The 20,257-nt window shown below is 48.1% G+C and carries 9 protein-coding genes; 2 read left to right on the plus strand and 7 right to left on the minus strand.

All coding sequences use genetic code 11. The features are described from left to right. The first annotated feature begins 293 nt into the window (after positions 1-293). Positions 294-1,214 (plus strand): SMP-30/gluconolactonase/LRE family protein, encoded by a 921-nt coding sequence (locus ACM1ND_RS24380; protein WP_013312255.1) that lies wholly within the window; start codon positions 294-296, stop codon positions 1,212-1,214. A gap of 94 nt (positions 1,215-1,308) precedes the next feature. On the opposite strand, the gene ACM1ND_RS24385 is transcribed toward ACM1ND_RS24380, so the two are convergent. From ACM1ND_RS24385 to hpf, 4 genes are all read right to left on the minus strand, one after another. Continuing rightward, on the minus strand, positions 1,309-2,208 hold the full coding sequence (locus tag ACM1ND_RS24385) for a YitT family protein (protein WP_023990638.1): 900 nt from the start codon (positions 2,206-2,208) through the stop codon (positions 1,309-1,311). A 96-nt stretch (positions 2,209-2,304) separates the two neighbouring features. Beyond that, a protein-coding gene (prfB, locus tag ACM1ND_RS24390) for a peptide chain release factor 2 (protein WP_103744773.1) occupies positions 2,305-3,418 on the minus strand; the annotation gives its coding sequence in 2 pieces (ribosomal slippage) (positions 2,305-3,345 and positions 3,347-3,418; 1,113 coding nt in all). A 455-nt stretch (positions 3,419-3,873) separates the two neighbouring features. Continuing rightward, entirely contained in the window at positions 3,874-6,324 is a 2,451-nt protein-coding gene (gene secA, locus ACM1ND_RS24395) for a preprotein translocase subunit SecA (protein WP_023990640.1), read from the minus strand. 412 nt (positions 6,325-6,736) lie between these two features. Continuing rightward, on the minus strand, positions 6,737-7,297 hold the full coding sequence (hpf, locus tag ACM1ND_RS24400; RefSeq protein WP_023990642.1) for a ribosome hibernation-promoting factor, HPF/YfiA family: 561 nt from the start codon (positions 7,295-7,297) through the stop codon (positions 6,737-6,739). A 433-nt stretch (positions 7,298-7,730) separates the two neighbouring features. Between hpf and ACM1ND_RS24405 the strand changes: the two genes are divergently transcribed. Beyond that, on the plus strand, positions 7,731-18,806 hold the full coding sequence (locus tag ACM1ND_RS24405) for an adhesin (RefSeq protein WP_418026694.1): 11,076 nt from the start codon (positions 7,731-7,733) through the stop codon (positions 18,804-18,806). A 159-nt stretch (positions 18,807-18,965) separates the two neighbouring features. On the opposite strand, the gene ACM1ND_RS24410 is transcribed toward ACM1ND_RS24405, so the two are convergent. From ACM1ND_RS24410 to fliS, 3 genes are all read right to left on the minus strand, one after another. After that, positions 18,966-19,163, minus strand: a complete 198-nt coding sequence (locus tag ACM1ND_RS24410; protein WP_013312263.1) for a cold shock domain-containing protein — start codon at positions 19,161-19,163, stop codon at positions 18,966-18,968. Positions 19,164-19,516: 353 nt separating this feature from the next. Next, positions 19,517-19,855, minus strand: coding sequence for a hypothetical protein (locus ACM1ND_RS24415; RefSeq protein WP_418026696.1), 339 nt, complete (start codon positions 19,853-19,855; stop codon positions 19,517-19,519). Between the two features lie 3 nt (positions 19,856-19,858). After that, on the minus strand, positions 19,859-20,251 hold the full coding sequence (gene fliS, locus ACM1ND_RS24420; protein ID WP_165146241.1) for a flagellar export chaperone FliS: 393 nt from the start codon (positions 20,249-20,251) through the stop codon (positions 19,859-19,861). Between the last annotated feature and the right edge of the window lie 6 nt (positions 20,252-20,257).

The following is a 20,257-nucleotide window of genomic DNA, read 5'->3' on the forward strand; positions in this document are numbered from 1 at the left end:
AAATATGCGCTCTTGTCTATTCTTTTGACGGACAAGCTGTACGAGCTATAATAAAGGAAATAAAAAATAGACAGAGAGTCTCTTGAATACAGTCTGCCGTTTTGCATAAAGAAAAGGGGGGGATATTCCCTTTAAATTATCTCATATATTGGTATTCATCTCGATTGGCTGTTTGCTGCACTTTATGAACTTGTTGAACATGAAGGGAGTCACATGGGCTGCATCTAGTGAATCTGCGCAGAGGAGCCGCTGAAGCGGATAATTGGGGTCGAAAATAAACTTAAACGTTAGGGGTGCTACACATCGAAACATATACAGCGAATATCGTTATAGATGCAAAGGCAAAGTTAGGCGAGGGTCCCAGCTGGGATCAGCGGTTTCAGCGTTTATTTTGGGTCGATATTGAAGGTTTTCAATTGCATATCTATGATCCTTCTACGTGCACAGATCGTACAATAGAGGTTGGTGAACATATTGGTGCAGTTGTACCTTATCTCAAAAATAAAGTGATCGTAGCGCTGATTAGCGGTCTATATTGTTTGGATATTGAGACAGGGGCCAAAGTATTGATCCATGATCCTGAGGAAGGTAAACTAGGTAATCGTTTTAATGATGGAAAATGCGATCCTACAGGACGTTTTTTAGCAGGAACAATGAGCCTAAATGGCGAACACGCGCAAGGAGCATTGTATAGTCTGAGCACAAAAGGCAATGTCTCCTTACTGGTTGATAAAGCTTCCATATCTAATGGATTAGCCTGGAGCGCAGATCATCGTACAATGTATTACATTGATACTCCAACATTGGAGGTCGTCTCCTTCGATTACGATGTGGCACAAGGCACGATTAGGAATAAGCAACTGGTGGCTAGATTGGATGAAAGTGAAGGGTATCCAGATGGCATGACAATCGATGCAGAGGGCATGTTGTGGGTCGCGCGATGGGGTGGTAAACGTGTCTCCCGTATCCATCCTGCTCATGGAGAAGTGATTGCTGAGGTGTCACTCCCCGTCAATTGTGTGACTTCGTGTGCTTTTGGCGGTGAACATCTGGATGAGTTATATATTACGACTGCTCAAGATAATGATAGTGCCGATCAACCATTAGCAGGCGGTCTATTTATGGTCAAAACAGGGGTAAGAGGAACGCTAACCTCGTATTTCAATCAAGGACAACCGGCAAATTGGCTTGAACGATTAGTAAAAAGAATCTAGTAAAGCTATTCTAAAAGAGAGAGGAGCCTACTACATTAGTGGGCTCTCCTGCATTGATTCAGTTAAGAGCAAGTCTCAGACAGGCCCCTTTGTTTTAGCTTTCCTTCTTAAACCCTTCACCCAATACCTCACGAGTATTACTAATAATCACAAAAGCTTCCGGGTCTACCAAGCGGACGAGCGTCTTGAGGCGAGTTACCTCGTTTTGTCCGACTACAACCATAAGAACAGGACGTTCTTCGTTCGTGTAACCGCCCCGCCCTGCCAGCTCTGTCAATCCTCGGTCCAAATCCTGCAAAATAGCCTGCGTGATCGTTTCTTTCTGATTGGATATGATGTAAGCTACTTTGGAGTAGCTCAGTCCCATTTCCACAGCATCAATGACCTTACCAGTTACAAACAAGCCAATCAACGCATACAGCGCACGTTCCGGCGAGAGGGCGAAACCAGCCAGTGTAATCACCGTGCCATCCATCAACATGACACAGAGAGAAAGACTAAAGCCCGTATACTTTTGAATAATCTGCGCCAAAATAGCCAGTCCACCCGTCGAGCCCCTGCCCCGAAATACAGTCCCCAAACCCAACCCTACTCCGATTCCACCATATAGCGAAGCCAGCAACGGATTTGTTGTCGGAACTGCCCAGTCCTTCGTGACATAAACGAATAGCGGCAGCATAATACTTCCCAGTAAAGAACGCAAACCGTATTTTTTCCCTAACAGCAGGACCCCTGCTATAAATAACGGAATATTCATTCCCCACTGCGTATAGGCTGGTTCCAGGCCAAACAGGTCCTCACCCAAGATAGACAAGCCCGATACACCCCCGGATGCAATCCGGTTTGGAAGCAAGAACATGTTAAAGGTCAGCGCTGTAATGAAAGAGCCGAGTATAATCAGCAAAATGTCGGTCACGTTGCGTGCGGGTCCGCTGGCGGCAATCAGAGGCTTGCGGCGTCTTCGGCGGGCAGCGGGGGGATTCAATTGAGACATCATTCGTGTTCTCCTTTAGTTAAAAATACCGTTACACAAAAATTCCTACAGTCCGCAGGCACATGGTCTGCAGACTGTAGGAAAACGTTCAGGCTATTATTCTGCGTCCAGCTTAATTTGGCTGCGCAGGTAACCATCGATGAACGGATCGAGATCGCCATCCATGACAGCTCCTACGTTGCCAGTTTCCACGCTAGTACGATGATCCTTAACCATGCTGTATGGATGGAACACGTAGGAGCGAATTTGACTTCCCCATGCAATATCGGACTGTTCTCCGCGGATTTCGTCCAATTGCTGACGCTGCTCTTCGATCTTACGCTCGTAGAGCTTGGAACGGAGCATCGTCATTGCCTGCTCACGGTTCTTGATCTGGGAGCGCTCATTTTGACAAGTTACAACAATGCCGGAAGGAAGATGCGTAATTCGAACGGCTGAGTCGGTCGTATTAATATGCTGACCACCTGCACCGCTGGCCCGGTACGTATCAATTTTAAGATCCTCTGTCCGGATCTCAACGTCCACATCATCCGCAATTTCCGGTACGACATCGCAGGATACGAACGACGTATGCCGACGACCCGAGGAATCAAATGGAGAAATGCGAACGAGACGATGCACGCCTTTTTCTGCTTTGAGGTAGCCATAAGCATTATAGCCCTTGATCAGCAGCGTTACACTTTTGATCCCTGCTTCATCACCCGCAAGGTAATCCAGCGTTTCTACCTTAAAACCGCGTTTTTCTGCCCAGCGTGTATACATCCGTAGCAGCATTTGACCCCAGTCCTGCGACTCGGTTCCACCCGCCCCCGGATGCAACTCCAAAATGGCATTAAGCTTGTCATATGGCTGATTCAAAAGCAATTGGAGTTCAAACTCTTGAAGCTTGCTCAGCAAAGATCTGATACTATTTTCAATTTCTCCAGCCAGTGTTTCGTCGCCTTCCTCATCAGCTAGCTCAGCCATCATCCCCGCATCCTCATATTCCTGACGGAGCTGTTCATAGCTGTCTACAGAAGACTTAACCGCGTTCATTTCCGCGATCACGGCTTGAGCTTTATCGTTATCATCCCAAAAATCAGGCGCAGCCATCTTTTCCTCAAAGTTTGAGATCATTTCCTGTTTGAGATCTAAGTCAAAGAGACCCCCTAAGGTTTGTTAGTTTCTTGCCTATTTCTCTTAAATCATGTTTTACATTTGGATCAATCATGATGACATTCTCCTTTTAATATAGGGTTAGGGGAGTAAAAGCGTTGTGAGTTACGGCTGGTGGGTAGGCGCTGCGCGAATGATTTGATCTCACTGCAAAGGCGAACGCTGACGCTTCTCCAGATTCAAATCCTCCGCTTCGCTACCGACCGTCGTAAAGTCAAACTGCTTTTAAATAACTGGCTCTGGTTATGTGAGCCAGATTAACTGCTGAATTAACTGACAAACAAGCAGAGACCAGCTTGCTTGTCATAATTGTTTAAAAAGAATTGAGATCAAGCTAGCCATTCATCAATGTTCAAACTGATCCTCCAACAGAGACCTATAAGTTGAAAACATCAGTCTCACCCCTGTATGGCACAAAATGGCCGACGGTCAGTGGTTGAACTGCCGCCTGCCATTATATGCACTGCAGGGAATAGTGTATCTCAAGATCTCTCCCTTAATTTCAATCCGTTATTTTCTACGCGGACGCGAAGGAGCGGATTTCTTTTTAGGAGCCGCAGGTTCACCACTCGTCGAGATTTTGTCTTCGTCGATGACAGCCTGACGCTCTTGATTGGATTCGATTTGTGCTTTCATGATGTATGTGGCTACTTCCTCTTGGATGCTAGCAATCATAGCATGGAACATTTCGAAGCCTTCAAATTGATATTCGCGCAGCGGATCGGTACCGCCGTAAGCACGCAAGTGAATACCTTGACGCAATTGATCCATAGCATCAATATGGTCCATCCATTTGCTATCGACTGCACGCAATACGATAACCTTCTCGAACTCGCGTACCATATCTTCGCCAATCATTTCTTCACGGCTGTGGTATCTGTTGGTAACTTTCTCGAAGATCATATCCACGATCTCCTCTTTTTCCTTGCCCCACAGGTCGTCACGCGTAAGTGTATTTTCCTCAAGCAGGTTGTTGTTCACATACTCTGCTACTTCTTCAAGCTCCCAGTTTTCAGGAATGTCATCGCCGCAATGAGCTTCCACTACGCGCTCAATGACAGGCTTGATCATATCGAACACAATTTCCTTGATGTTCTCTGATTCCAGCACCTCACGGCGTTGCTTGTAAATAATAGCACGCTGCTGGTTCATTACATCATCATACTGGAGAACAACTTTACGCTGATCAAAGTTGTTGCCTTCGACACGTTTTTGAGCTGATTCGATAGCACGTGTAATCATACGGCTCTCGATAGGTTGGTCTTCCTCGAAGCCCAAACGCTCCATCATACTCAGCACGTTGTCCGCACCAAAACGCTTCATTAACTCATCGCCCAGCGATAAGTAAAACTGTGTGGAGCCCGGATCACCCTGACGTCCTGCACGTCCGCGAAGCTGATTATCAATACGACGGGATTCATGACGTTCTGTACCGATGATGTGCAAACCACCGAGTTCTGATACGCCTTCGCCCAGTACGATGTCAGTACCGCGTCCAGCCATGTTGGTAGCGATGGTAACTGCGCCAGCTTCACCTGCACGGGAAATAATCTCAGCTTCCTCAGCATGATACTTGGCGTTAAGCACTTTGTGACGAACGCCTTTGCGTTTCAGCATTTCAGAAAGAAGCTCCGAGTTTTCAATAGAAACCGTACCTACCAATATCGGTTGGTTCTTTTTGTTGCGCTCCAGGATTTCATCCACCACTGCATGGAATTTGCCTTTTACGCTCTTGTATACAACGTCAGGCATATCTACACGCTGGTTAGGCCGATTCGTTGGAATTTGGAGTACTTCCAGACCATATATTTTTTTGAATTCTTCTTCTTCTGTTTTCGCTGTACCCGTCATCCCCGCCAATTTGCGGTACATACGGAAATAGTTTTGGAATGTAATCGTCGCTAGCGTCATGCTTTCATTTTGTACAATGATGTTTTCCTTCGCTTCAATGGCTTGATGCAGACCATCACTGTAACGGCGTCCAGCCATCAGACGACCTGTAAACTCATCGACAATCAGGACCTCACCGTCAGCTACGACATAGTCCACATCCAAACGCATAATAGCATTAGCCTTCAATGCCTGTACAATGTGGTGATTGATTGTAACACTTTCCTGATCGTACAAGTTTTCAAGACCAAAGAAATTCTCGGCCTTGGATACGCCGTTTTCGGTCAAAGCAACCGACTTCACCTTAATATCCAGAGTGTAATCTTCTTCAACACTCAGGCTCTTCACAAAACGGTCAGCCGCGAAATACAGCTCTGTCGATTTCTGAGCTTGTCCTGAAATAATCAATGGCGTACGGGCTTCATCGACGAGAATAGAATCGACTTCATCAATGATACAGAAGTACAACGGACGTTGTACCATCTGCTCTTTGTAAAGCACCATATTATCACGCAGATAATCGAACCCGAACTCGTTGTTTGTACCGTACGTGATGTCACAAGCATAGGCTGCCTGCTTGGCGGCATGATCCATATTGGCCAAATTCAGCCCTACGGACATTCCCAGGAAGTTATAAATCTGTCCCATTTCTCCGCTGTCACGTTGCGCCAAATAGTCATTGACCGTAACCACGTGCACGCCTTTGCCCAACAGAGCATTCAAATAAACCGGCAGTGTTCCTACCAGTGTTTTACCTTCACCGGTTTTCATCTCGGCAATTTTACCTTCATGCAGCGCAATACCGCCGAGCATCTGTACGTCATAATGACGTTTACCCAGCACCCGCTTGGACGCTTCGCGAACCGTTGCAAAAGCTTCCGGCAAAATTTCTTCAGCCGTAGTCCCTTGTTCGACCCGAGCTTTAAATTCTGCCGTCTTCGCTTGCAACTCCTCATCCGAGAGCTTTTCGAAATCCGGCTCTATCTTATTGATCAGTTCAACCGTCTTCATTAAACGCTTGACGTCACGTTCATTGGTATCTCCGAAGATTTTCTTAACAATTCCTAGCATGGTTTACCCCTTTCGCGCAAAACAATTAATAGAATCAATTTCACAATAAGAAAGGGTCCATGATGAAATTGATTCCCGATATGTTTGACAGGCCCGGCTGTACCAGCCCATCGTGCGATGTTCTTTGCATAAATTGTAACAGTTTGTAGGACATGCCGCAACACAAGCAGCCTCCAGATTTGCATCCGGTTAAAGATACCAAAACAATTGACGCACGAAATACACAACTTAGTTACGCTTATCCAAGTTAAAATTTCCTTACATTTACAAAAAAACATATAAAAGAGCCCTATCCCGCCAGGTTCGCAAGGATAAGGCTCGTGTTGTTTTCATTTTCCTAATATCCATGAAGCATGCTTCAATCGAAATCGTTCTATTCATTTTAAAATGTGAAAAGTTCCTACTTCACAGGCTATTCTCGTTCGATCAGACCGTATTTACCATCATTGCGCTTGTAAACTACGTTAACTTCTTCGTTGTCAATATTGGAAAACACAAAGAAATTATGTCCAACCATGTTCATTTGAAGAATAGCTTCTTCCACATCCATAGGTTTCAATAAGAAACGCTTGGTGCGGACGACTTCCAGCTCATCCAGTTCTACATCCTCATCTTCAGCAACAGCCACGCCACCTGCCGGATCTTCCACAAAAAGGGTTTTCAAACTGCCTTCCTGACGGAATTTACGGTTTAGCTTGGTTTTGTGCTTGCGAATTTGCCGTTCAAGCTTGTCTACCACGGCATCAATGGATGAATACATGTCATCGCTCTCGTCTTCGGCACGGAGTACAAGCCCCGGCAAAGGAATGGTTACTTCTACAGTGTGCAAATCTCTGGTTGTGCTTAACGTTACACTTCCATCAGACGTCGGGGGTGCATCGAAATACTTTTCAAGTCTGCTGAATTTCTTATCAACGTAGTCCTTCAAAGCGTCGGTAACCTCGATCTGTTGACCTCGTACTGTTAAGTTCATAGGGCACGCCTCCTTTGCTCCTTCAGTATAGCACATATGTTAACGCCAAGTAAAAAAAGAGACCAACATTTCGAAGCTATTTTACAAAATTCTTCTTTTTTCGCTAAAACGCTTCCGATAACGTCATTCTTTGAAAACAGGTATGTTTAAAATTGACTTGCATACATATGTGAATAATGAGTGCATATATAAATATTGCCCCGCTGACGTCACGACAAACAACTATTTTGGGCTTCATGCTAAGCTATTTTATCGAAAAGGGGGTGACCTTTTCCCGCTGGATTAGGTACATGGGCTTGTGCGATATGCAAGGCCTGGTTATAACGCAGGCAATTTATACGAAAGGATTATTACACCCAGCCTAGCTGGCTCTTCCTATACGAAAATCCTAAGATAACGGATTTGGAAGAGATGGAAAGTAGGAAGCTAATCCATGGCTTTTATTCAGCGTTACGTAACGAACCAGACGGGGGCTGTCACCTTTATAGGGAATACACTTGGGCTGGCACGCTCTAATTCGGTAGGAGTGCCGGGAACAGCGACCAGCATTGGCGCGTTCATCACAACTAATACAGCCTCTCGCTTCGGTACGTATCCATTTGGCACGACTTCTACCTTTACCAGTAACTCATCGACAGCATTCCTTGTGCTCCCTGCGGGCAGTACGGTGCTGTATGCTGAGCTTATTTGGGGAGGAAGTTATGCCAACGGCAGTACCAATGTATTGTCCAGCACCAGCAACCCTGTCACATTTCAGACACCTGCTTTATCTACTACGGTCAGTCCTGAATCTGCAACATCGGTCAACGTCACTAGTCTCAGTACCTATGTGAGAACAGCGAATGTCACAAATCTGGTCATTCAAGGTGGCGCTGGTGCGTATACGGTCGGAAATGTGACGGGCACCATCACGGTTCCCGATTCCACCAACACCAACCATGCCGGCTGGACGCTGGCTGTGGTGTACAATAACCCGTCTCTGCCCTTCCGCAACCTGTCGCTACGTGTTGGTGGTGAAGGGGTCAGTACCGCTACAGGCTCGGTCAATGTAGTGGTGAGCGGCTTTGCCACACCTGTGCAGGGGACTTTGCGTGGTAGGGCGCTGATTAGCGCCCAAGAGGGTGACGTGGACATTACGGGTGACCGTGCGTTGTTTGGACCTACCACATCGAGTTTGACTGCGCTGTCTGGGCCTAATAATTTTTCGACTAATTTTTTCGCTTCCCAAATTAACGGAGACGACGGTACATTGGTCACGACGGGGACCTTCGGTACAACTAATGCCGTGAATGGAGCACCTGGAACGCAGGTCACGGGTGGACGGCAAGGTTGGGACATTACCAATGTCGATATTTCCTCCACGCTGCTCAATAGCCAAACCACAGGTGTCCTCCAGCTGACAACAAATGGTGACATTTACACTGTAAATGCCAATGCCATTCAAATTGATATCAATGCTCCACTGGTGACCCTGACCAAAACTGCCAGCTCTACAGGCTTGGTTATTGGCGATACTGTGACCTATACGGTTAACATTTCGAATACGGGGCTCGTCAGTGCTTCCAACACAGTACTTACCGATACCATACCAGCTGGGGCTACCTTCGTACCCGGCAGTGTTGTTGTCGCGGGCACAGCCCAGCCAACAGCCAATCCCGCTACAGGTATCACAGTGGGCAGTGTAGCTCCTGCTTCCACGGTGACCATTACATTCCGTGCAACCGTCACTTCATTGCCAGCAAACACCCAGCTGGGCAATCAAGCATCGGCATCCTTTTCCTTCCAAACCGTGCCTGGAGGACCTGTCATTTCTGGCAACGTTCCGTCCAACACTGCCAGTACACCAATCTACCAACCTGTTATTGGAATTGTTAAAAGTGCCAATACAACGGCTGCTACAGTTGGAGATACGATTACGTACACGTTTCAGATATCCAACACGGGCAGCATTGCTGCAAATCTCAGCTTTTCGGAGAGCATTCCCGCCGGATCATCCTTCATACCGGGCAGTGTGACCATTGGTGGTTCTTCCGTGCCTGCTGCCAATCCCGCTACTGGTTTTTCAGTAGGAACGATTAATACAGGTGCTACTGTACCCGTGACCTTCCAGGCCCTCGTCAACGCGGTTCCCGCCTCTGGTAATTTGACCGATCAGGCGGCTTACACGTATACCTTCACACCGCCTGACGGACGTATATTGAACGGAAGCGGGACGTCCAACACGCTCACCATTCCCGTATCCTCACCAAATGTGACCGTGACAAAAGCCTCTTCCCTGGCGGCAACCGCAGTCGGAGAGACTGTTCAATTTACCATAACCGCCACAAACAACGGAATCGCCAATGTGACCAATGTAGTCGTTACCGATCCGCTTCCAAGCGGAGTTGCCTTTGTACCTGGTAGCGTCACCGTGAACGGAACTGCTTCTGCGACTGCTACACCTGTGAACGGTATTCCGATCGGCACTTTAGCTCCAGGCGCATCGGTTACGGTTGTATTTCGGGCAGCCATTAATTCTCTACCTTCTCCTGCACAAATCAACAATCGTGCAACTGTCAGCTTCACTTCCGGGGCCTTTACCGGATCATCTTTGTCCAATCTTGTAACCATACCTGTCGTTATTGCAGCGCCGACGATTACCAAAAGCGCCAGCTCCAACCGTGCCAGCGTTGGCGGGACGATTACTTATTCATTTCTCATCGCTAATACCGGAACAGCCGTATTAAACACGACCTTGACGGAAACTGTACCGACAGGCTCCACCTTTATTCCCGGAAGCGTCATTGTCGGCGGGTCCTCAGTGCCAGGCGCCAATCCTAATACGGGAATTTCAGTAGGCACCGTAAACCCTGGTGCACAAATTACAGTCTCATTCCGGACGACAGTGGATTCGCTACCACCCGGGGGTGGATTAAACGATCAGGGCCTGCTCCAATACTCATATCAGTTGCAAGACGGAAGAACCCTGTCGGGCTCGCTTCTCTCCAATATTGTTTCCGTATCGATTTCTCTTCCCAACGTAGCAGTAACCAAGTCTGCGGGATTCACATCCGTTAGTGTTGGCGAAACGCTGACCTACAGCGTGAACGCCGTTAATAACGGAATTGACCCCATCACAAACACCGTAATTACCGATCCACTCCCCGGCAGCGTGTCATTTGTACCCGGAAGCGTAACCGTCGGTGGTTCACCTGTGAGCACAGCCGACCCAAGAAGTGGCATTCCAGTCGGCACCATTGGCGCAGGCGCATCCGTGCAGGTGTCCTATGCTGTGCTGGTCAATGCCGTTCCATCCGTGCAGCCGCTGCAAAACACAGCCAGTGTCAGCTTCACCAGTGGTGCTTTTACCGGAACATCCCAGACAAATACCGTCTCTGTGCCGGTTTATCAGCCTCGTATCAGTGTGGTCAAATCTGCAAATACAACAGCAGCTACGATAGGCGACACGATTCTGTACACATTGTTAGTCACGAACAGCGGCAACTATAATGCTTCTGTAACGCTGACAGATGCTATTCCTGCCGGGTCCACATTTATGGAGAACAGCGTGGTAATCAATGGCGTTAGTCAGCCTGGAGCCAGTCCAGCAGCAGGTATTTTCATCGGAACCGTGTCGCCGCAAAGCCCTATCACACTGACATTCCAAACTGTAGTGGCTACCCTTCCAACACCATCCCAACTGACAGACCAGGCCACCGCCGCCATTTCCTTTACGTTGCCCGATGGGCGAGTGCGAACAGATAGCACATCGTCCAACGTGTTATCCATTCCTGTGTCTGCGCCGAATGTGTCCATTTCGAAGACTGCAGACCGTTCCACCGCCATTCCGGGTGATTCGGTGTTATACACCCTGACCGTACTCAACAACGGAATCCAGACCGTGAGCAATGTGGTCGTTTCCGATCCTATCCCGGCCGGCTCTCAATTCACTGCCGGTAGCGTAACGCTGAATGGCTTCACAATAGCCAGTGGAGATCCGTCTTTAGGTATCGTAATTGGGAGCATTGCCGCTGGAGGGGGAGCTACAATCACTTTCAGGGTAACGGTATCCTCTCCATTAACAAGTTCTCCGCAGCTCACCAATCAATCGCGTGCCAGTTACACCAGCGGTGCTTTTTCAGGCGTATCAGTATCTAACCCGGTGACGGTAGCCGTCAATGCCCCAGTGCTAACTGTCAGTAAAACTGTAGATCCCATACAGGCAACGGTTGGCGATATCGTAACGTATTCCGTGGCGGTGACCAACAATGGTAACATTGCTGCTGCTGCCACATTGACAGACAATATTCCCGCAGGCTCAACACTGGTACCGAACAGTGTGGTCGTCAACGGTGTTCCTGTTCCCGGTGCCAGTCCGGAAGCAGGTCTGTCTATTGGCTCCATTGCACCTGGAGCCGCGACTCAAACAACTTTTCAGGTGGTGATTACTTCCGTGCCTTTACCTCCCCAACTCACCGACCAGGCGAATATCAGCTTTTCCTTTCAACCGCCGGATGGCCGGATTGTTAACGGCAATGTCTCGTCCAATATTGTCACAATTCCTGTATCGTCACCCAATGTGCAAGTAAGCAAAAGCGCTTCGGTAGCTGACGCCGTTCCTGGGGATACGATAACCTATACCATTACAGCTACCAATAGCGGAGTCCAAACCGTGACGGATGTTCGGGTAAACGATACGATACCGTCGGGCTCCACTTTTATTCCTGGCTCGGTTATTGTAAATGGAACGACATTGCCGTCAGCCAGCCCCTTAACGGGGATTCCAATCGGTTCCATCGCTGCTGGTGCGTCAACAACCGTCACCTTTTCCGTGTCTGTCAACAGCCTGCCTGACCCACCTCAGCTGAGTGATCAGGCTACAGTTTCTTTTACCAGCGGTACACTGAATTTCACATCACTCTCCAACACAGTTGTCGTCCCTGTTTACCAGCCTATTGTCAGTCTTGTTAAAACTGCAAATACGAGTCAAGCAACGGTAGGCGACACCGTAGTCTATACACTCACTGCTCAAAATACAGGTAATCTAGCAGCGACCGCCACCTTCACCGATGCCATTCCATCTGGTTCCTCCTTTATACCGAATAGCGTCACCGTGAACGGTCAGCCTGTTGCTGGAGCCAATCCCCAATCAGGGGTACTGGTCGGAAACATTGCAGCGGGGGCTTCTGTCGCTCTTACCTTTCAAGTGGTCATTAACGCTGTCCCTGCTGGCCTGGGTCTGTTAAATCAAGCTTCGGCCACATTCACCTTCCAGCCACCTGACGGTCGCACATTAAATGGAAGCGCACAATCGAATCCGGTGTTCATTCCCGTATCCAATCCGAATGTCACCGTGACCAAAACGGTCAATCAGACCTCTGTAGCCTTCGGCGATACCATTACGTATACCATTAACGCAGCAAATAGCGGCATTACACCCGTAACAGGGACGGTCTTTATCGACCCGATTGCGGATGGCACTACTTTTATACCTAACTCCGTACAAGTCAATGGTGTCACTATACCGGGAGCCAACATCGCCACAGGCGTATCCGTAGGCACTATCCCTGCTGCCAGCTCAGTAACGGTCACCTTCCAGGCAACGGTAACATCCTTGCCAGCGTCAGGTTTGTCAACGGATCAGGCAACGGTCTCCTTTAATTCCGGGGCTTTCGCAGGTCAATCCGCCTCGAATCAGGTCAGCCTGCCTGTATTTCAGCCAATCTTGAATGTGACCAATACCCTCAGTGCAGATCGTGCAACCGTAGGGAATACACTTGGCTTTTTCATCACTGTAACCAATACCGGCAACGCGCCCGCAGAAACGGTCGTGCTTGATCTGTTGTCCAGCTCGCTTAGTCTGAATCAAAATAGCGTACTGGTCAACGGTTCGCCCATTCCCGGAGCAGACCCGATTACAGGCATTAATATCGGTTCGGTCGCCCCAGGTGCGACGGTAACCGTCTCGTTTAGCGCCGTGGTCATATCAGTACCACCTGGCTCCATACTAACCAACCAGGCAACTGTGAGCTACACGTTCCAATTGCCCGATGGACGAACGCTGAGCGGAAGCGGAGCGGCCCTGCCTGTATCCATTCCGATCTCGTCACCGAATGTAACAGTCACGAAGGCAGCTGATGTGGCTGTCGCTGTCGTGGGTGATTCTGTCCCCTATGTCATAACTGCGTTCAATAACGGACTCGATCCTGTTACTAGCGTAATCGTCACGGATACCATTCCTTTTGGAACCGCCTTTGTCCCGGGCAGCGTTACAATTAATGGTACGCCTGTTGTTACAGCCAACCCACAAAACGGTATTCCTGTCGGAACGCTTGGAGCTGGTGGCGGAGCTACCATTCGCTTTTTGCTTAACGTACAATCTCTGCCGTCGCCAGCGTCCATTACCAATGAGGCGACCGTAAGCTTTACTTCAGGTGCATTTAATGGATTTTCGGTATCCAATCCCGTTACCATCCCTGTGTATCAACCGATCGTCACTGTAACTAAAAGCGCGGGAACGGGAAGAGCTACGGTTGGAGATACTGTAACCTATACATTCTCCGTTACAAACTCTGGAAACATCGGTGCAGATACCGTCCTTAGTGATCCCATCCCGGCTGGGGCTGCCTTTATCCCTAATAGTGTAGTGATCAATGGCACCGCCGCACCTGGCTCAGATCCAAGTGTTGGGATTCCATTAGGTATCATAGGTGCAGCTACGACCGTCACTCTGACCTTTCAGGCAGTCATTACCTCACTGCCCGCATCAGGTACATTGGTCAATCAGGCGACCGCAGCTTACAGCTATCAGCCTCCAGATGGTCGTGTCCTGACTGGAAGTGCAGTATCTCCGTCCGTGACCGTCTCGGTCTCTTCGCCAGATGTGGACGTTATCAAAACAGCATCCGCTACAGATGCCGTAGTCGGAGATACCATTACGTATACTGTGATTGCTACGAATAACGGAATCAGTCAAGTCGTCAATGCCGTTGTATCTGATCAGCTGCCGCCCGGCACCAGCTTTGTTCCGGGTAGCGTAACCGTAAATGGAACTTCTGTACCTGCTGCGTCACCAAGCTCCGGTATCCCTGTAGGCACCATTGCAGTAGGTGGTTCGGCAGCAGTTACATTCCAGGTCTCCGTCGTTAGTCTGCCGCAGCCGCCGCAAATAACCAATCAAGCGACCGTTAGCTTTACTTCAGGCGCGTTGACCACGTCTTCGCAATCCGATCCGGTTACCTTGCCTGTTTATCAGCCGATCATCGGCCTGACCAAAACCGTCAATACCGTCAACACACAGATCGGATCAACATTGGTCTATACCCTGACGCTAACTAATACCGGAAATATTGCCGTTATACCTGTGCTGTCAGATAACATCCCCGCAGGTTCTGAACTACTGCCTAACAGCGTAGTCGTTAACGGCATCCTTGTCCCGGGAGCTTCGCCAGTTACAGGCATAACGCTCGGATCACTGGCCCCTTCAGGCAGTATTACAGTGAGTTTCCAAACCATCGTCTCGTCTCTGCCAACTCCACCTATATTGACCGACCAAGGGCAAGCGGACTTTACCTACTCACCACCTGACGGTAGAGTACTGAGCGGTTCTGTCACATCGAATACAGTCAACGTTGCTGTGTCTGCACCTAATATTCAGGTAATTAAAACATCCAGCCTGGCAGCCGCTGTAGTCGGAGATACGATCAGATATACACTGAGCATCACGAATAGTGGCGTGGATTCAGTCACAGATACTGTTGTAACCGATACAATTCCTGCAGGTACCTCCTTCGTTCCGGGCAGTGTCCTAATCGACGGAGTAGCCTTCCCTAATGCCTCTCCGGTTGCTGGAATTGCCATCGGAAACGTCGCACCTGGAAATACATTCGTCGTCAGTTTCCAGACAACTGTCCAGTCTTTGCCGCAGCCACCACTGCTCTCAGATATTGCAGCCGTCACGTTTACTAGCGGAACGTTCACTGGCACTGCCTTTTCCGATCCACTCATCGTACCTGTGTTCCAACCGTTAATTGCAATTACTAAAGCATCCAGCACTCTTAACGCCTCCGTCGGCGATACACTGACCTACACGATTACAGCCGTGAATAGCGGCAATATTGCAGCAGCGCTTACCATCAGTGATAGCATCCCGGCCGGATCGACTTTCCTTGCCAACAGTGTCAGCATTGCTGGCAGTCCGCAACCTGGATTGTCCATCGAAACTGGCGTTCCAGTTGGATCCGTGTTGCCAGGCGGAACGGTATCCGTAACGTTCCAAACCATTATCAATACACTGCCTAATCCACAGGTACTGGTCGATCAGGCATCAGGCTCATTCACTTTCCAACCACCAGATGGCAGAACTGTATCCGGATCTGCGGTATCCAATTCAGTTAGTATCTCTGTATCCTCACCAGACGTTAGCATTGTCAAAGGAACGGCGGCTACCGACGCCATTATTGGCGATATCATCACCTACACACTGGCTGTCTCCAACAATGGGATCAGTACAGCCAATAATATAGTGGTTTCAGATATGATTGCGGCGGGAAGCTCCTTTGTAAATGGCAGTGTTACCATAAACGGAACTTCCTTCCCTGATGGAAATCCTGGATTTGGTATTGCCATCGGTACGCTCGCTCCAGGAGCTGTTACTACTGTTACGTTCCAGGTTCGAGTCGATTTCTTGCCCACACCGGCACAATTAAACAATCAGGCATCCGTTAGCTTTACCAGCGGGGCATTTACTGGTAGCTCAACATCTAATGTAATAACCATTCCGGTCTTCCAGCCGATCCTGACAGCAGTCAAAACAAGCAATACCAATAATGCCACAGTCGGAGACATCATCACTTACACGATTGTCGTATCCAACACGGGTAACATTGCAGCCTCAACTACTGTAAGTGACAATATTCCGGACGGCTCTGTATTCCTTCCGAACACAGTCTCGATTAACGGCATTGCAGCTCCCGGTGCAAGTCCGGTTTCCGGCATCCCGACTCCAGCCATACCACCAGGACAATCGGCAACCGTCACTTTCCAAGTGCTGGTATCTTCCATCCCTGCAACCGTATTACTGGTCGATCAGGCTGAGGTAGACTATCGCTTTAATGCACCAGATGGGCGAGAGGCAGGCGGTTTCCATTTATCCAACATTGTTGAGGTTGCCGTGTCACCGCTAGACATCACATTAAGTAAAAGCGTAAGCTCACCTTTCGCCACTACTGGCGATACCTTGACGTATGAACTCGTGATCCTCAACGAGGATACGAATACCGTGCAAGATGCCCGTTTGCTGGATACTTTGCCAGAGGACATCGAGTTTATTACAGGTTCAGTTCAGATTAATGGATCTACGGTGGTAGAAAGCGATCCCGGCACTGGCATATCTTTGCCACCGTTAGAAGCGAATACCAAGACTGTCATATCCTTTGATGTCCGTATCACAGCGACAGAACAGCCAGGACCACGTACGAACCAGGCGCGTTTGTTACTCTCAAATGGTGAAGAAGCGAGTGCCGTTTTGTCCAATGCTGTCACCATTGCCTTACTTCAGCCTGTGGTGAAACTGACGAAAATAGCCAGCACGGAGAGCGTACAGCCAGGCCAAAGCATCACCTATTCCATCGTCGCAGAAAATACGGGAAATATCGGTGCCTTTGGCTTGTTAACGGACTCATTGCCATCGGAGCTTTCTTTTGTTCCCGGCTCTGTTTCGGTTAATGGAATCCCTCAATATGGGGTCAGTCCAGGGCAAGGCATTGCCCTAGGTACCATCGCACCAGGAGAAAAAACGACTTCCGTCTTCTCCGCGCTTGTCGTTCGTGCCTCCGAGTCTGGCACACTGGTGAATCAAGCTTCACTGGCTTACTCCTACCAGCTGCCGGACGGACGAAGCACGAATCTGGTAACTGCTTCACCTTCTATCTCGGTTAAAGTAGCCCCTACTGCTAAAGGAGCCTTGTCAGCTGTGCTACGCACAACAGTATCTACTGTCGCATTAGGCGATGCTGTGCCTTATCAGCTGACTCTTGTTAATGATGCAGGCTCAGTCATTACCGATGTAGTGTTAGCCGATTACGTACCGATTGGAACCATCATAAACCCGGACAGCTTGAAAATTAACGGTTCTCCACCTGCTTCTAGCAAGCCAGGTGAACCATTATTTATCGGCAGCTTACAGGCGGGACAGACAATGGATGTATCCTACAGCGTGAACGTTCAGTCTCCGCCTCTCGGAGGACGTCTAAACAATAGCGTACGGCTCCATTATGCTGGCAATGAGGGTGCGAGCGAGGTTACCAGCAACACCGTGACTATAACTGTTTTTGATCCACAGCTTGCCGCAAGTATCTCTACGGAAAATACGGAGGCCATCGCAGGAGAAAGCCTTACTTATACGGTACTGCTCAACAACTTTGGCAACGTAACATCCGAAGTTACACTGCAAAATTTCATTCCTGCCGGGACTCTATTGATTCCTGACAGCATACAGTTGAACGGTCAATCACTGTTGGGAACCGATCCTGCTGTCGGTGTTAGTCTGGGGTCTGTGGAACCTGGACAGTCATTGACACTGACTTATCAAGTGACCGTATCGGAGACGCCTCCATCTGGCTACATCGTAAATCAAGCTGCCTTTGCCTACTCGTTTACGTTACCTGGAGGAAGAGTCGTATCAGGGACATTGACTACGAATACCGTTACCATCCCAGTTGTATTCCCACTGCTCGAATTAGTTAAAAAAGTGAATACCACGGATGCCTCTGTAGGAGACATACTCACCTTCACCATTCAGATTACAAACAAAGGAGGAATTCCAGCACAGTATCCGCTGTTCACAGACCCGTTGCCACATGGACTCATTTATGTACCCAACAGCCTAACTATCCAAGAAAAAGCACAGCCAGGCGCTAATCCCGCCGCAGGTATCACGCTTCCGGATATTGCACCAGGGGAGACGCTCACCCTTACGCTCCAGGCACAAATTCGTGAAGCACCAACAGAGGGAACATTCAGCAACCAAGCCACCATCGAATATACCTCACGTTGTAGTGGAGGAGAGACCATCCAGGAAACAACCCAAACCAACACCGTCGGCGTGACCGTTATTGCAGCCATCCCTAAACTTACACTTAGCTCCAGCGCTTTGCGTGTCGGGCAAGAAGATACCCTGTCCTTCACCGTCCATGTGGAAAACATCGGCAATACTCCGCTGGAAGAACTCTTGCTCACTGCACCATTTGCAGCCGAAGATTTCATTTTGTTGCGAACTGTCACCGTGAATTCTGTGCCGCTTCCGCATCCTAACCTGCTCCAAGATATTCCGTTAGGTCGGCTTGACCCAGACCACAAAGCCGTTATCGTCTTTTCTTTCGACATCGAATCTGCGCTCCGCGCGTATCTGATCGCCCAGGTCATCCTGCGCTATCAATTCCGCTATCCAGACGGAAGCGTAGAGAAACAATCTGCCTCCTCCAATACCATTTTTGTGGAGATGGCTGACTTTGATGGTTCTCTAGAGTAAATGTTCTATTGTGTCGAGCTCCTTACCACTGGGTAAGGGGCTTTTTTATGTAATTAGAAAACATAAAAAAGCCCTGGAATATTTTCCAGGGCAGTTGCTAGCGCGTTATCCATTGCTAACCATCTTACCAATTATGTAGGTCGGCTATGCCGGGGATGATTATAATTTGGTTACGTTAGCGGCTTGTGGTCCACGTGCGCCTTCGACAATGTCGAACTCCACGTCTTGTCCTTCTTCAAGTGTTTTGAAGCCTTCTGTTTGAATTGCGGAAAAATGTACAAATACGTCGCCGCCGTCAGACGTTTCAATGAAACCATAACCTTTTTCTGCGTTAAACCATTTTACTTTACCTTGCATGCACTAACATTCCCTTCGTCATCAAATGAAGTGAAGCTCTCGCCCACATTTCCGACTATACCACCCAAAGTTATCCATTGTCAATTGGAATTGATAATGTTTTCATGTATAGTTATTCCATATATAATACAATGGGTAAATAGTCAACAACTTTGTTCATTGAAACACTAGAACTTGAACTAAAAGTAGACTTACTAATCATGTTTTAAACTACATTTTAGTGCCTGAAACAATAAATTGATAGTTTTTTTGTATAGGACCTTTCTTTTCGCTTAAACTCAATTAGTGGCTTTCTAAATGTTAAAAAGCTCTCGTCCACACCATATAACGTGTTGGGCGAGAGCTATTTAAATTTATTTCCTACGATCCATCAGAAAGCTATCAGGCGTATAGTTAGATTCATAAGCATTACGTTGCGATTTGGCCATATTTCGCTGGACAAGCCAATTTTGGGCTTCCTGTTTCAGCGATTGCATGTGCTGATCAATTATTGCATCGTGGCTTAGAATAGACTCTAATTTCTGTTTTTGCTCCGCTGTCATAGGCGTATTTTTCAAGACACTCAGCAGTTTATCCACCTTCATCTGACGAACTTCGACAAAAATCTCAACTTCCTCGTAATTTGTCTCATTCAGTCGAAGTATGAATTGTTGGGTTAATTGCTCTAATTGAGATAAAGCGTCATTTATCATAGCTTACTGTTCCGTTGACAATGACATACCTGCCGTTAGCTTGTTCACTGCAATCCAAGTTTCACGCAATTCTTGCAGGTAACCCAGAACTTCCTCACCTGACTCAATCTTTTTCTTGATATTGGTTTGAATCAATAAATAGTTCATATATTCATATAAAGCATATAAATTTTTGGAAATATCATACGAGTAGTTTAACGTAGACATTAACTCACTAATAATGCTTTGGGCTTTACCCAGGTTTATGTTTGCTTTAGCAATATCATTGGATGATATTCCATCAAGACCGGCCTTTACGAACCGAATGGCACCATCATATAACATAATAATGAGCTGCCCCGGGGTAGAGGTCTGTACCGAAGACTGTTTATATTTTTCATAAGGAGATGAGATCAAACGAAT

The sequence above is a fragment of the Paenibacillus sp. JJ1722 genome (genome assembly GCF_048282685.1).
In the GTDB taxonomy this organism is placed as follows: domain Bacteria; phylum Bacillota; class Bacilli; order Paenibacillales; family Paenibacillaceae; genus Paenibacillus; species Paenibacillus polymyxa_B.